Source organism: Stackebrandtia nassauensis DSM 44728 (assembly GCF_000024545.1).
Taxonomy (GTDB): domain Bacteria; phylum Actinomycetota; class Actinomycetes; order Mycobacteriales; family Micromonosporaceae; genus Stackebrandtia; species Stackebrandtia nassauensis.
The window spans coordinates 3578247-3592782 of sequence record NC_013947.1; the positions used below are offsets into that span (position 1 = coordinate 3578247).

At 67.6% G+C, this 14536-nt stretch carries 11 protein-coding genes; 6 read left to right on the forward strand and 5 right to left on the reverse strand.

Features of this window, described 5'->3' with window-relative positions; translation table 11 throughout:
* The first annotated feature begins 70 nt into the window (after window positions 1–70).
* Window positions 71–568, forward strand: a complete 498-nt coding sequence (locus SNAS_RS16665; RefSeq protein WP_041624971.1) for a DinB family protein — start codon at window positions 71–73, stop codon at window positions 566–568.
* A 6-nt stretch (window positions 569–574) separates the two neighbouring features.
* Here the strand turns inward: SNAS_RS16665 and SNAS_RS32880 are convergent, their stop codons facing one another.
* From SNAS_RS32880 to SNAS_RS16690, 5 genes are all read right to left on the reverse strand, one after another.
* Complete coding sequence (locus SNAS_RS32880; protein ID WP_144300527.1) at window positions 575–1816, reverse strand: RDD family protein; 1242 nt, start codon at window positions 1814–1816, stop codon at window positions 575–577.
* 198 nt (window positions 1817–2014) lie between these two features.
* Window positions 2015–3127, reverse strand: coding sequence for a hypothetical protein (locus SNAS_RS16675; RefSeq protein WP_013018617.1), 1113 nt, complete (start codon window positions 3125–3127; stop codon window positions 2015–2017).
* 4 nt (window positions 3128–3131) lie between these two features.
* Window positions 3132–4283, reverse strand: coding sequence for a zinc ribbon domain-containing protein (locus tag SNAS_RS16680; RefSeq protein ID WP_013018618.1), 1152 nt, complete (start codon window positions 4281–4283; stop codon window positions 3132–3134).
* Window positions 4284–4433: 150 nt separating this feature from the next.
* Window positions 4434–5285 carry a zinc metalloprotease HtpX gene (gene htpX, locus SNAS_RS16685; protein ID WP_013018619.1) on the reverse strand — a complete coding sequence of 284 codons (852 nt, stop codon included), beginning with the start codon at window positions 5283–5285 and terminating at the stop codon, window positions 4434–4436.
* A gap of 163 nt (window positions 5286–5448) precedes the next feature.
* Complete coding sequence (locus SNAS_RS16690; RefSeq protein WP_013018620.1) at window positions 5449–6576, reverse strand: epoxide hydrolase family protein; 1128 nt, start codon at window positions 6574–6576, stop codon at window positions 5449–5451.
* Between the two features lie 206 nt (window positions 6577–6782).
* On the opposite strand from SNAS_RS16690, the gene SNAS_RS16695 reads away from it, so the two are divergent.
* The 5 genes from SNAS_RS16695 to SNAS_RS16710 all read left to right on the forward strand — a co-directional run bounded on the left by SNAS_RS16695 (window position 6783) and on the right by SNAS_RS16710 (window position 14533).
* Entirely contained in the window at window positions 6783–9233 is a 2451-nt protein-coding gene (locus tag SNAS_RS16695) for a tetratricopeptide repeat protein (protein WP_169313891.1), read from the forward strand.
* Window positions 9234–9520: 287 nt separating this feature from the next.
* Window positions 9521–9667: a hypothetical protein gene (locus SNAS_RS35800; RefSeq protein ID WP_013018622.1), complete on the forward strand. Its 147-nt coding sequence runs from the start codon at window positions 9521–9523 to the stop codon at window positions 9665–9667.
* A 152-nt stretch (window positions 9668–9819) separates the two neighbouring features.
* Window positions 9820–12090 (forward strand): DUF4135 domain-containing protein, encoded by a 2271-nt coding sequence (locus tag SNAS_RS16700; RefSeq protein WP_013018623.1) that lies wholly within the window; start codon window positions 9820–9822, stop codon window positions 12088–12090.
* The gene (locus SNAS_RS16705; protein ID WP_013018624.1) at window positions 12090–13274 is read left to right on the forward strand and encodes a hypothetical protein; all 1185 of its coding nucleotides are present in this window, start codon (window positions 12090–12092) and stop codon (window positions 13272–13274) included. Before SNAS_RS16700 ends, SNAS_RS16705 begins: the two co-directional genes overlap by 1 nt.
* Window positions 13271–14533 carry a JmjC domain-containing protein gene (locus tag SNAS_RS16710; RefSeq protein WP_013018625.1) on the forward strand — a complete coding sequence of 421 codons (1263 nt, stop codon included), beginning with the start codon at window positions 13271–13273 and terminating at the stop codon, window positions 14531–14533. Before SNAS_RS16705 ends, SNAS_RS16710 begins: the two co-directional genes overlap by 4 nt.
* The last annotated feature ends 3 nt before the right edge of the window (window positions 14534–14536 follow it).

Below are 14536 nucleotides of genomic sequence, written 5' to 3' on the forward strand. Positions count from 1 at the left end.
GTCGTCGTGGGACTTGCCGGAACGGCAAGGATTCTCGCCGCTTCGGGCACGGCTGGCGAGACTGAGGATCATGCCTAGTACCGCCCGCCGCCGCCGTCGCGACGCGCCTCCGCCTCGGACCGGAGGCAGCGAGATGGAGACTCTGCGGGGTTTCCTCGACTACCTGCGGGACTCGATCGCCGCGAAGGTCGACAACGCGCCAGATCCGCAGGCTCGGGCCGCCGCGGTTCCGTCGGGGACGAACCTGCTCGGTCTGCTCAACCACGTGACCTTCGTGGAGCGCGCGACCTTCCTCGGCGAGCGCGTCACCGACTGGAAGGCGACGTTCCACGCGTCGGCCGAGGACGGTGTCGCCGAGGTCGTCGCCCGCTACCGGGAAACGGTCGAGCGCGCCAACGAGGTGCTCGACGGGTGCACGGATCTGGGCGCGCCACTCCCCCGGCAGCGACCGGGTCGCTCGGCTCCCAGCGTCCGTTGGGCGTTGACCCACCTGATCGAGGAGACGGGCCGCCACGCGGGACACGCGGACATCCTGCGCGAGCTGATCGACGGGTCCACCGGACGCTGAGGCTGCTCAGCGGGCGGGCTGCGGCGGCTCGGGGTCCTCGGGCGCGGCGGCGCGATAGTCCTCGGCGGCGTACGGCGAGGGCGTGAAGCCCTGCGGCTGCGCCGGATCGCCCGGGACGGGCGGCACCGGCGGGGCGGGCGGCGGGAGCGGCTGACCCAGTTGCGGTACGGGTGGCGGGGCTGGCTGGCCTAGGGGCGGGACCACTTGGCCCGGCTGCGGCGCGGGCGGCATATTCGGCTGGCTCAACTGCGGCGCGGGCGGCACAACCGGCTGGCCCAAGGGCGGGACCACTTGGCCCGGCTGCGGTGTGGCGTATCCGTGTGGGGCGCCCGGCGGGTAGCCCGTGGCCGGGTACATCCCCGTCGTCGGTGGCGGGACGACGCCGGGGAGCGCTTCGGGTTCCTCGCCGCGTCGCTTGATCCGCTTCAAGGCCTGCCGCCCCTTGTCGGTGACGCCCTTGCTCGCCTGCCGTAGCTGTTGGGCGCGTTCGGAACTCAGCACTTTCTGGACGTGTTCGAGTTCGGCGAGGTTGCGGGAGCGCTCGGCGACCGCGCGGCCGCCCCTGGCGAGGTGGGTTGCCGCGAACTGTCCACCCCGGACGGCGCCGCGGGCCATGACTTCATACAGCTGGCCCTGCGGTGCCGTCGTCCCCGCCGCCATGTCGGCCAGGCTGCGGTGCCGACCCCACAGCACCGGCAGTCCGTTGGCGAGGAAGAACATCACGGACACCATCCAGCACAGCACGCTCAACGTGAACTGCCCCAACAACAGCAGGCAGCACGCCAGCGAGAACAACCCCGTGTCGGCCATCGCCGAGACCGCCGCCCGCCGGGCGGCGCGCCCCTTGCCAGGCTTGGCCTTCACGGTGTCGGACGCTTCGGGCACGACCCGCACGTCCAACAGCATCTTGCCCACAGTGCGTCCGGTCCAGGCCAGCGCGATGAACAGGTACAGGAAGTGGATCACGACGAGCAGCGCGAAGCCCTGGATGATCAGCGACGACACTATGCCCCACACGTCGGCGCCGGTCTTGGTGGCCACCTTCGCGATGTCGCCGCCGGAGCTGAACAGGTTCTTCAGCGCCGAGTGCGCCGACGAACCCACGCCCGAGAACGGGCTGACGATCCGCCGGTACGTCAGGTAGCCCAGTCCGGCGGCCACGATGCGGATCAACATGATGTCGACGAACCAGGCCAGCCCCCGGCGCCACCACACCGCGCCGTCCAGGGCGGGTGGCTCAGCGGGCACCGCCTCCGGCGGTGGCGTGTATCCCGGGGCCGGGAGCTGCGGTTGCGCAGCATACGGCGGTGGCACAGGTGGCGACTGCCACGGTTCGGGCCCGGGTGACGGGGGTTGGTACATCGACACGCCTTTCGGAAAACGCGAGGATATCGGGAATCCGATTCACATATCGTACGCATGCCGATGTGGCGGTGTGTTGGAGTCCTATTCGAGTAGCTCACCGCAGGTGTAGGACAGCGCGCCCTCTGACTCGGAGACGAATTCGAACTCCATGGGCTCGGCGAGCGTGACGGTCGTCATATCCAGGTTGACGCCGCAGTCGCCCTTGAACTTCCCGACCGGTTCACCGGAACTGGATATGTCGGTGCCTGTGCCACTGATCGTCAGTTTTCCCGGTTCGACAGTCCGGATGCCGAAACCCTCTGACTTCAGTATCAGTCGAACCGTGGGATGATCCTTGACCTTCCATGTGACCTCTTCGGTCTGATAAAGGTCGTCGTCGATCGATACGATGCCCCTGTCCGTGTACATGGCACCCGAGAACGGACACCCTTCCGGATCGATGTGTTTGGACTTCACGCATTCATCGATCCAGTCGGCCAGTTGCCGATTCACTTCGGTGTCCAGGTCCTTGCCGGACTTGAGGACGGGTAGGTATGTCTCGGGCGGCAGTAGGTCCCCTTCCTCGGGCACATCGGCGGACGGAACGGCCACATAGGTCGGCTCGGAGAGCTCGAACAGGCTCGCACTGTCGCGGAAGGCTCGGTACGCACCGGGGAACATCCACATCAACCCGGAATCCTCGACGATGGTGCCGTTGAACTCGACGAACTCCATCGGGAGCTCACTCATGTCTACTTTGATGAGTGGATTGAGGATGCGCCAGCCGTCCGGCCCCTTCTCGTCCAGATGGAACCGACCCTGCCGGGATGTCTTGTCGGCCGCGGTGATCGTCACGTCGACGGTCGCGGTCTCGTCTTGCTCCTCGTGGCGGCGCACCAGTTGGGTGACCTCCCAGTCGGTGGCCATGGCCTTGTCGACGAGCAGTTCGCTCGACGCCTTGGTGAGTTCGTCCACCGACGACGCGTACTCCAACGCGGCCTCGGCGTCTCCGGATCGCAGCTCGGAAAGGTAGTCGTCGACGACACCTTCCGGACCCGATCCCATCGCCGAGTAGACGATCACGCTCGCGGCGATGACGGTGACCCCGGCGACGACTCCGCCGATGACCGTGAGCCGCTTACGAGTGTCGGTCCAATGGGGCGGCGACTGGAGTCTCGCCAGGAGACGCTTCTTTTCCGGTGGTGTTTCGGTCACTGGCCTACCCCTCTTCGCTGCCGCAGGTATCGATGCCGAATCCCGACTGCGGGGCCAAGCCGTAACCGTCGAAAACCTCTGGGTTCACGCGCGGTTCGCCGTCCGGTCCCAGGACGACGCGCAAGTACTCCCCCGACACCTCACACTCGGCGGTCAGCTTCACGTCGCCGTCGTCGAAGTTCGAGGCGGCGGCCGTCAGCTTGATGACGCCGGGATCGTTGACGACGACCTCCAACCCCGGCCAGTAATGGTTGTTCAACAACGAGCCGGTGACCCGCACTCGCGGATATTCCTTGACCTTCCAGGTCACGTCGTGAATATCGTGGTACTCCTCGTCGTCGGTGCGGTAGTAGGAATCGACGCCGAACGGGCACAGCGCGGGCTGTCGCACCTTGAACGTGGCGCAATCGTCGACCAGCTTGTTGACGCCTTCCTGCACGTCGTCCTGGGCGGTGTCGGTGAGCTCCAGTACCGGTGGGCTCACCGCCATCGCTTGCGCGTCATCTTCAGGCAGCATCAGTTCGCCGGGCTCTGGTTCGGTGGATGTGCCGTTCAGGTCACCGAAGAAGGTGTACAGACCCGGCAGGAGCTTGTATTCGGTCGGGGAGCCTCTGCCAGCGTCGTACCCGAACAATTCGTCGGCGACGACGGTCTTGTCGTTGACCTGGATATACGTCAGCGAGCCCATCGGCATCGTGACCGAGACGAAGGGATCGACGATTTTCCACTCACCGCTGGCGTCGCTGAGCGTGATGGTGCCGTCAACCCGCTTCTTGTCGTTGCCGATCGTGACATCGACACGCTCCTCGCCGTAGCTGTCTTCGGTGGCGCTCAGCTTCGCCTCCAACAGTTCCCAGCCGTCGGCGATGGCGTCGGGATGCATGAAGATCGCCTGCTCCCCGAACGGCACCCCGTAGCCGTCCCACGCGACCAGGCTCAACGCCCCCTCGACGTCCTTGTCCACGATCGCGTCGAAGAAGTCCTCGACGACGGCTTCGGGGCTGGTGGAGTCGTCGACCCATGCGATGACTCCGAACAGGGCGACCAGCACCGCGAGCACCGTTCCGCCCACGAGGAGCTTGCGGCGCCGCGGGTCGGGCGGCGATGGTTCCTCGTCCGGTGGCGCGGACTCGGCTTCGGGCACGTGGTTCGTCACAAGGGGGCTCCATATTGGGGTGACAGTGCGCGCAAGTGTATGGAGCTTTCGCGGCCGTGACCAGGCTTCCCGCCCGTCAAAGTGCCGAAGTCCGGCCGAACGGACAGGTACTAGGCCCGAACGTAGGGCTTCGGCGATCACACTGGACGGTCAGCGCACGCTGGACGCCATCTGCTCCAGGCGGCGGACGCGTTCGCGCATCGGCGGGTGGGTCGAGAACAGCTTCGACAGGCCGCCGCCGCGGAACGGGTTGGAGATCATGAGGTGGGCGCTGTGGGTGACCGGTCCGTCGGCGCGCAGCGGGAGCCGGTCACCGGCTCCTGAGATCTTGCGCAGGGCGCTGGCCAGGGCGAGCGGGTCGCCGGTCAGTTCGGCTCCGGAGGCGTCGGCCTGGTATTCGCGGCTGCGGCTGATCGCCATCTGGATGACGCCAGCGGCCACCGGTCCGAGGATCATCGTCAGCAGCAGGACCAGCGGGTTGGGGCCCTCACGGTCGTTTCCCAGTGGGATGAACCAGGCGATGTTGGCCAGCACGGTGACTATGGAGGCGAGCGCGCCCGCGACGCTGGAGATCAGGATGTCCCGGTTGTACACGTGGGACAGTTCGTGGCCCAGGACGGCGCGCAGTTCGCGTTCGTCGAGGAGTTCGAGGATGCCGGAGGTGACGGCGACGGCGGCGTGCTGGGGGTTGCGTCCGGTGGCGAAGGCGTTGGGTTGCGGTACCGGGCTGAGGTACAGGCGCGGCATCGGCTGGCCCGCGCGGTCGGCGAGTTCCCGGACCATCGCGTACAGGCGGGGTGCCTGCGCCTGGCTGACCGGCTGGGCGCGCATGGAGCGCAGCGCGATCTTGTCGGAGTTGAAGTAGGTGAACGCGTTCATGCCGATGGCGACGACGGCGGCGATGGCCAGCCCCGTACCGCCGCCCAGTGCGTAGCCGACGCCGATGATCAGGGCCGACATCAGGCCCAGCAGCATGGCGGTCTTCAAGCCGTTGTGGTGCATTCTCACTCCCCCGGTGTCGTGACGCCATGATCAACACCGGTGCCGGTCGTGATCTTCCCGTGGGGGTTACCCGTCACAGTCGCGGCGAAACCGTGAGTATGGCCCGGCCATGGCGAGCTCGCGTTTCTCCATGGCCGGGACCGGTTCGTTCAGCCGGACACGGTCAGACTTCGACGTGTTCGGTGAAGAACTTCCTGATGTCGCCCGCCAGCAGGTCGCCCGCGTCGTGGGCGGCCCAGTGGCTGCCGCGGTCGAACTGGGACCACGCGACGATGTTCTTGTGGTCGCGTTCGGCGAACTTGCGGATCGACTTCATGTCGTAGGCGAAACCGGCCAGGCCGATGGGCGTCGTGGTCGGTTCCTGGTTCGCCAGCGCGGTGTCGTGGTGGTTCTCGTAGTAGAACCGCGCCGCCGAGGCCGCGGTGTTGGTCAGCCAGTAGATGGTGGCGTTGGTGAGGACGATGTCGGGGTCGAGCGGGCCCAGCAACTGACCGATCCAGGCCAGCTGGCCCGCCGGGGAGTCGGCGAGCGCGTGGGCGAGCGTCTGGGGTTGCGCCTGCTGGGTGCGGTCGTGGATGGCGTACTCCAGGAACCCCTGCACGAACTGCATGTACTCGATGTCGTCCTGGGACAGGTCGTCGAACTCGCCCGGGTCCCCTTTGGGGAAGGAGAAGATCTGGGTGACGTGCACGCCGATGACGTGCGCGGCGTCGACCATGCCCAGTATTGGCGCGACGATCGCTCCGGCGTCGTTGCCGTGTACGCCGTAGCGCTGGTAGCCCAGGCGGCTCATCAGTTCGGCCCAGGCCTTGGCGACCCGGTTGGCGCTCCAGCCGGTGTCGTTGGTGGGTCCGGAGAACCCGAAGCCGGGCAGGTCGGGGATGACCAGGTGGAAGTCCGGTGACAGTGCGTCGATGAGGTCGAAGTACTCCACGAAGGTGTTGGGCCAGCCGTGGGTGAGGATCAGCGGGACGGCGTCGGGGTTGGCGGAGCGGACGTGGACGAAGTGGATGTCCTGTCCGTCGATCTCGGTGATGAAGTGCGGGTGGGAGTTGAGTTTGGTTTCCCAAGCACGCCAGTCGTAGTCGTCGCGCCAGCGTTTCACCAGGTCCTGAACCCAGGACAACGGGACGCCGTGCTGCCAGCCGGGCTGGATGGGCCCGGCGGTGGGAAGGGAGGCGACCTGGGCCGGTGGCAGCTCGTTGGTGAAACGGGTGCGGGCCAGGCGGTCGTTCAGATCGTCCAGGTCGGCCTGCGGAATCTCGATGCGGAAGGGGCGGATCTGGGTCATGGACAGTGCCTTTCACAGAAGAACGCCGATCGGGGCACCGGTTTCCTGACATCGGCGAATCCAGCCAGTGCGGAGGGTGAGTCTGACTCGCGCATCGCCGCGGCGTCGAGCTTCCCGAACGAATCGAAACAAAGTTTCGTGAATGTCCGGAAATGTTCATTCACGGGTTGGGAACGGCCCTGTTCACGCTGCATACTGAACCTGTTGTGAAAACGCAGAATGTTCTCAACCTGGATGATCTTGCCGGTCTGTTGCGACAGTTGCGCGCGTCGGCGGGCAATCCGTCGTTCCGGGAGATCCAGCGACGGGTTCGGGTGGCGCGCAAGCAGAATCACCCCCTGCTCGACGCCGTGCCGTCCCTGTCGACCGTCTACGCCTACTTCCGCAACGGCCGCACCCGGGTGGATCCCGAGGTGGTGGTGGCCATCGCCGCCGCGCTGGGTGCCACCGACGAGGACATCCAGACCATCCGGCAGCTGTGCCAGGCGGTGCTCGACCGGTTCAACCGGACCCGGATCGTGTCCACCAAGGGCGATATCCCGGCTCCGACGGACACCTTCGTGGGACGCGGCGTCGAACGTCGCCGCATCGCCCAGCTGGCGAACGAATCGCGGGACCAGGCCACCGTCATCGTCATCGAGGGCATGGCCGGGATCGGCAAGTCGGAGTTGGCGTTGCGCGCCGCCCAGGATCTCGCCGAGGCCGCCCGGGGCGCGCGGGTGCGGCTGTACGTGAACCTGCGCGGCTACGATCCGCACGAGCCGCCCGCCGACCCCGACGCGGTGGTGCGGGGTTTCCTGAGCCACCTGGGGATGCCCAACTTCAAGATCGAGGCGCTCAACGCGGCCACGCGGGCGGCGCGGTACCGCGAGCTCTTGAACGCGCGCGACGCGGTGGTGGTGCTGGACAACGCCTTCGACGCCGAGCAGGTCCGGCACCTGTTGGCGCCCAGCGCCGGCACGGTGTTCCTGGTGACGACGCGGCGCCGGTTGACCGATCTGGACTCCGCGCACCGGATGCAGCTGGACCTGTTGCCGGTCAACGACGCGCTGACGCTGTTGAACCGCTACGATCCCGCCGATCGCGTGGACAGCGCCCCGCAGTCGGCGGCGCAGCTGGTGGAGCTGTGTCGCAGGCTGCCGTTGGAGCTGGTGGCGGTGGGGCGGCAGCTGAGCGGCAAACCCGAGTGGGAACTCAGTGACCATGTGGAGCGGTTGAAGCGGATCCCGCCCTCGGAGGTGAGCCGACCGGCGCTGGCGGTGTCGTATGCCAGTCTGCGTCCCGACGAGCAGCGGGTGTTCCGGCAGCTGTCGATCCACCCGGGCCGTGAGTTCACCATGGACACGGTCGTGGCGTTGACGGATCTGGGGCGCGAGGCCACCGAGTCGGCGCTGCGGCGGCTGTCCGACGAGCATCTGTTGTCGCAGAAGGAACCCGGACGCTACGACTTCCACGACTCGATTCGGGAGTACGCGCGTTGGCTGGCCGACAGCGACGAACCCGTCAGTCGGCAGCGCGCGGCCATCGAGCGGCTGTTGGTGTACTACCTCGACCGGCTGGCCGGTTTCTCTGATGTGGACGTCACCTGGTTCGTCGCCGAGCGCGCCAACATGTTGTCGTGTCTGCACATCGGCACCCACGACGAGTACCGCGTCAAGCTGGCCAGTGTGATGCACCGGCAGCTGCGACTGCTGGGCCACTACGCCACTGCGCGGTTGTGCAGCAACCAGCTGCTGCGGCTGGCGTATCGCGGTGGTGATCGTTCGGTCAAGGCCGACGCGCTGGCGGGGCTGGCCGAGATCGACCGGTTGACCGGGGATCACGACGCCGCGGCGGAACTGCTCGACGAGGTCCTGACCATCCGCACCGAGCTCGGGGATCGCAAGGGGCAGGCCGACACCATCCGGGGGCTGGCGCAGACGATCGTGGGCCGCGATTTCGACACCGCCTCACAGCGGTATCGGCGGGCGCTGGACATCCACCGCGAGATCGGCAATCGCGTCGGTGAGGCCGAGAACCTGTGGGGCCTGCTGGAGATCGACCTGAACGTCGGTGACTTCTCCAGCGCCGAATCCTGTGCCCGGCAGGTGATCGGCATCTGCGAGGACCTGGGCAGCCAGCTGGGCTGGGCGTACGGACTCAGCGGGCTGGCCGCCGCCCTGACCGGCCAGCGTGACCTCGACGGCGCGATCGACAACTTCCAGCGGGCCTGGCGGATCTGCGAACGGATCGGCAACCGCCGGGGGATGGCCTATATCCTGCGCGGCTGGGCGCTGGCGACGGTCGCCGCCGGTGACACCGGCACCGCCTCCGAACAGCTTCACAGGGCACTGTCCATATGCACTGACATCGGCGACCGGCTGGGACAGGCCGAAAGCTACTGTGGACTCGGCGACATCTGTCTGGCGGAGTCGGATCTGGCGCAGGCCGTCGAGCACTACGAACACGCCCTGGACATCTACCGGGAGATACACGACCGCCCCTGGCAGGCGCAGGCACTGCGCGGCCTGGGAAACGCGGCCGCCGCCCGCGGCGATGTCGCCGTGGCCAGGGACTACTGGAGCCAGGCACTGGAGATGGCCGAACCGTTCCGGCTGCCGATGGTCACCGAACTGCGGGACACGCTGAAGTCCACCGACGACGGTTCCCCTCAGTGACGCTCGCCTGACCCGACGTCTTCTTCCCGTTGGCGGCCAGCCGATCGCCGGTGTTCGGGTTCGTTCGCGTTCGTTGGACGGACACCGCCCCGCTCGTAGCCTCAGTGACGCGGCGCGGCGATCCGCCGTCTGCGGCCATCCATGGCTAGCACTTGGCCGAGCGTTTTTCCGTATTCAAGGAGGCTCATTCATGCGCAACCGCGACTACTGAGCGAAGACCGTTTACCCACTGTGGCCATCCGTGGAGCCCACGTGGCCGGACAATCCTGTCTTTCAAGGAGATTCATATGCGCAAAGGCAACCGAGAGTTCAAGAACCGGGAATTCAAGGTGAAACCCGTCGACGTGGTCCTGGGTGACCTGATGAAGGAAGTACCCGCCGCTTCGGCCCCCAAGGGCACCTGCGCCGGGTTCTACTGTCTGCCGCCTTCGTAGGTGGTGGTCGGGCGCGGCGGCGGTCGGGGACTCGGCTGAGCGGCGCGCCCGAACCGTTTCGGATCGGATAACCGTCCGAATTGGGGAGAGAGCCGTGTGGCGCCGGTATTCGGCGCCACACGGTGTATCCGAGATCTTGGAGGACACCGACCATGTCGACAGCCGTCGAGCGATTGATCGCCGCCGTGGCAGCGGGCGAGGCCGACGGCATGTTCCCGCCGGTCGCCGAGCCGGGACCCGACGGCGTGCTGATGCTGTCGCGATATCCCGGTGGGCCCCAGGACGCCGAACACCTCGCCGAACTCCTTCGGCGGCCCCGGCTCGACCCGCTGGTGCGAATGCTGTCCGATCTGGACGAATGGTGTGAGGCCCGGGCACTGGAGTACGACGACGCGATCCTGGCGCCCGGAGTGCTACGCGCGTCGAATGCCGCGCTCTTCGGTCCATTGGTGACCGAGGTGTTCACCGCTTGCGTGCTGGGCGAATCCGCCGATCTGGCGGAGTACGCGGCCACACGGCTGGAACAGCAGCAGCGCATGCTCGACGAGTTCCTCGACAGGCTGAGCCGTGATCGACTGTCGGCGTGGCCGACCGACCTGAGGTTCGGCGGCGGGGTCGAGGAGCTGGCGCTGGCGGGCGACGAGACCCACAACGGCGGCAAACGGGTGCTGCGGGTGACGATGCGCGGCGGCGGCCGGTTGGCGTACAAGCCGCGGCCCGTCGCCGGTGAGGTCCTGTTCCTGGCGACCTCCGGTTCCCATCAGGCCAGTTCGGTGTTCCGGATGCTGAACCGGCTGCCGCCGGTGTCGGGCGACGTCACCCTGCCGATCATGGCCGCGTGGCGCGGCAAGGGCTCCGACCGGAACGAGTACAGCTGGCAGGAATGGATCGAGCCACCGCATCAGTGGGCCACGATCCGAACGTCCGGCGAGTATGGACTGGCCGCCACCCGGTTGACCGCCACCGAGGCGAGGAAGTTCTGGAACCGCGCCGGTTCGCTGGCGGGGGCGGCCTTCGCGTTCGGGATCGCCGACCTGATGGCCGGAAACGTGTTGGCGGGACGCCGGGCCGCGACCGACCCGCCGATGTTCTATCCGGTGGATCTCGAAGTCTGCTTCACCGACACCGCCCGCCTCGCCGACACCGGGCTGCTGGCCGGTCCCGACACCGGACACCATCACGGCGGCATCGAGGACGAGGCGCGTTGGTGTGCGCTGGAGGGCCCACGGGCGGTGTTCCACACCGGTCGCGACGGTTCGCTGGACCTGAGGGTGCGACAGCAGCCGTGGGGTCGCACCGAATCGCGCAATGTCGTGACCGACAAGCAGAACCGCGTCGGGTACGCCGGTCACCTGACGAACTTCCTGCGCGGCATGTTCGACGTGTGGACGCTGTTGAGCGCCTACCGCGACACGGTCGAGCGTTTCCTCATGCGCCATGTCGACGGTGAGGCGATGCGGGTCGTGCGCAAACCAACGGCCGAGTATGTGCGGGAGCTGGAGCGGCGACTGCGTGGTGCCGCCCCGGAGTCCGGGGACTTCCAGGCCGATGAACTGGAACAGCTGCGGCGCTGGGATGTCCCCTATTTCGTCCACAGAGCACCCACCTCGCCCGATCCGGCGGACCTCGAGGAGCCACCGCGGTGGAGTGACCGGACGCGGAACTTCGACATGACCAGCCTGGGCGTCGCGATCCGCGACGCCGTCGAGCATGTGCGCGCGCGGTTGACGACCGAGTACCTGTCGGACGAACGCCACGGCGTCCAGGTGTTCCTGGCCGACACGGACATCGGTCAGGTCAGCTTCGACTGGCCCCGTCGCCGCCAGCGGATGACCTACAGCTGGGATGCCCACACCACCCGGCTGCGGGTCCGCGACCTGGCCGAGGAACCGGACCAGCTGCCGCGGGTACGGGACCGGCTGCTGCGCATCGACGACATCGACAGCAGGCTGCGCGCGCCGTGGGCCGACGGCGGGTTCACCGACGCGTCGCTTGAGGACAAGCTGCTGCGGCTCACGACCTCGGCGATGGACTGGCTGGAGAACGTCGTGGACCACTACGGCTGGCCCACCGCGGCTCTGGTGGGCGCCGACGCCAGCAACGCGGCGTGTCGACTGTTGCAGCACGCTACCGGGCCGAGCGACTTCCAGTACCGCTGTCTGGCGCTGCTGCGGCGGGCCGCCGACGACGGTCTGGCGCCCGGTCACCAGGTCGCCTTCCTCACCGACACGTTGCGCGTCAACAGCGATCGGCCGCAGTTGTACGGGACCAAGTTCTACGAGAAGGACGGTCGATTGGAGCCGCTGCCGATCGAGGAACCCGACACGGTCGACGACCGTCGTCGGCGAATGGGTATGCCGTCGCTGTCCGCGTACACCACGGCGATGCGCCGACGATTTCCACTACCGACATTGGAGAGATGATGGACGACTGGATCGCAAGCGTCAGCAAGGGCTGGCGGACGCAGCCGGTCCATGTTCCCCACGCGTGGCACGACCCGCCACTGGATCCCGACCGGCTCTTCGCACTGACGGTGCGGGCGAGTCTGCCGTTTCGCGCGGGCTTTCGGTTCCAGGCCGTCACCGACGTGCGGTTCTCCACCGCCACCGGGATCATCTCGGCTCCCGGTGACCTGCTGCCGGACGACTCGGACGCCAACTGGGAGGCGTATCGGCGGCGGCTGCCCGACGACATCACCGGGCCGGGTTTCCGGATTACGGTGACGCAGCCACTGTGGCTGGACTTCCCGTTGTGGTCACGGGTACGCGACCTTGTTCGTCCACTATGGGAGTCGGTGGGATACCCGGTGCTTCCCGTCGCCGCCGAGATCAACCACGGCGGCGGCCACCGCACGGGGCACCCGCCGCTTCGCGACTCCGGCAACGCGGTGCTCACCTTCGTGTTGCGGGGTCGACTGACCACACAGGTCTTCGAGTCCGACGCGCCGGACGAACCGGCCGCCGAGAAGTGGGACACGAGCACGGGCGGCGTTGTCTACCTTCCGGCGGGCACGCGGTTCGCCGACAACCACGACGCCGACTGCGTGACATTGCGGCTGCGGATTCCGGCCGACCGCAGGCTCGCGTCCGCCTCGGTCTTCGATCTGGTCAACAACATGATCGACTCGCGGCGCATCAGCGACAAGGTGCCCTACGTGGATCAGGACGCGTTGCGCTACGACCACGGCGGACTGGCCACGGTCCCGGGCCTGGCCGACACCGGGCACGCCTTCCGTGAGCTGGTGGCCACCTCGAACCTTCCGCGCATCATGCGGATCCTGTGGACCCGTCGGGTCAGCGCCTGCGGCCTCGAACCGGCGCCCGCGCCCCGGCACGAGATCTCGCTCTACCGGGAGCAACTGGTGCGGCTGCGCGAACAGCCGGTGCGGATGCCGCAGGCCGACGACAGTGCGATGTGGGCGGTCAACGGCCACGTGTTCGCCGTGGAGGGCAGCGCCGCCGACCACATCCTCGACCGCCTGCGCGGTGGTGAGGCGGTGCGGGTCGGTGCGCTGTGGGGCCAGGCGGGTCCCACCGGTGGCATCACGGCGCTGCTGAGCAAACTCCATGCCCTGCGCGGCATCGACCTGGTGAAGGAGAACGGATGAAGAGCATCGACAAGGTCCCAGTGGAGACCCACTTCGACTGGGAGCACTTCGCCGGGAACTACTGGAACCAGCGGCCGGTCCTCTACAGGGCAGTTGCCGAACCGCCCTTCGAGGTCGGCGAGGTGTTCGCCGCGACGGCCAACGCGTGCGCGCCGGTATCGAACGGAGCCGTGCCGTCCGGGGTGCAGTTGACGGTGGAGCGCGAGCAACAGCGCGTCCCCGGCGATCTGCTGCCTGCCGCGTCCGACCGGGACTTCGACGGCTACCAGGACCGGGTCACCGCCGCGCTGGACGGCAGGCGGTACGCCCTGACGATCAACGCGTTCCACAGTCACGAGTGGCGGTTGTGGCACCGGGAACGCCGGTTCTACCGGCGCCTGTGGGACCACGTCGGTATCCCGTCGACCAGCGCCATCACGACGATGTTCCACGGCACCTACGAGCACAGTCCCGTCGGAGTCCACAAGGACAGGTTCGCCACGTTCATGTTCGGGCTCAAGGGCGACAAGCGAATGCGGTTCTGGTCCCGCAAACCGTGGACCGAGGATGTCAGTTCGGTCGTCGACTACGCCGAATACCTGCCCAGTTCCTTCGTGGTCGAGGTCGAACCCGGTGACCTGTTGTACTGGCCGTCCACCTACTTCCACGTCGGGGAGAGCGGCGGCGCCCCGGCCACCAGCGTCAACGTCGGTGTCCCGCACGACGAACACCGCGCGGTCTACGACACGCAGAAGTTCTTCGCCGACATCGACCGCGACGTCTTCACCGGCGTCACCCCCGTCAGCGCCGCGATGCCCGCTGTCCCCGTCGATCTGGAGGCGACCGGCCCCGACGCGGACGGACTGCTGCCCGACGCGGTCCCGGAACCGTTGCGGTTCGCCGCGGAGGTACTGCGGCAGTCGCTGGATGACCAGCGGCTGGACGAACGGATCGCACGCGCGTCGCTGACCTGTGTCAGTGCCGAGGGGCTCGAACCGCCGCCTTCGCCCCGGCCGCGGCGGCCGCTCGCCGACGCCGATGTGATCCACGCCGAACCCGAGGTCAACGTCACCTGGACCGACCGCGACGTGCACGGCCGGATGGTGTCGGTGAACGGGCACACGCTGACCACCACGATGGAGCCGTCGCGGCTGCGCGGTCTGCTGCGCGCGCTTCGGGCCCCGTCCCCGGTGTCGGAGCTGCTGCGAGACCACGAATCCGAGGCGCGCAACGTGTTGGAGACGCTGGAGAGCTTCGGCGGTATCCGTCGGGCCGACTGACAC

What these genes read in the sequence shown, in the direction of transcription:
- SNAS_RS16690 (WP_013018620.1), bottom strand. Translation starts at nt 6,576, where the DNA reads ATGACCCAGATCCGCCCCTTCCGCATCGAGATTCCGCAGGCCGACCTG.
- SNAS_RS16710 (WP_013018625.1), top strand. Translation starts at nt 13,271, where the DNA reads ATGAAGAGCATCGACAAGGTCCCAGTGGAGACCCACTTCGACTGGGAG.
- htpX (WP_013018619.1), bottom strand. Translation starts at nt 5,285, where the DNA reads ATGCACCACAACGGCTTGAAGACCGCCATGCTGCTGGGCCTGATGTCG.
- SNAS_RS16665 (WP_041624971.1), top strand. Translation starts at nt 71, where the DNA reads ATGCCTAGTACCGCCCGCCGCCGCCGTCGCGACGCGCCTCCGCCTCGG.
- SNAS_RS16705 (WP_013018624.1), top strand. Translation starts at nt 12,090, where the DNA reads ATGGACGACTGGATCGCAAGCGTCAGCAAGGGCTGGCGGACGCAGCCG.
- SNAS_RS16700 (WP_013018623.1), top strand. Translation starts at nt 9,820, where the DNA reads ATGTCGACAGCCGTCGAGCGATTGATCGCCGCCGTGGCAGCGGGCGAG.
- SNAS_RS35800 (WP_013018622.1), top strand. Translation starts at nt 9,521, where the DNA reads ATGCGCAAAGGCAACCGAGAGTTCAAGAACCGGGAATTCAAGGTGAAA.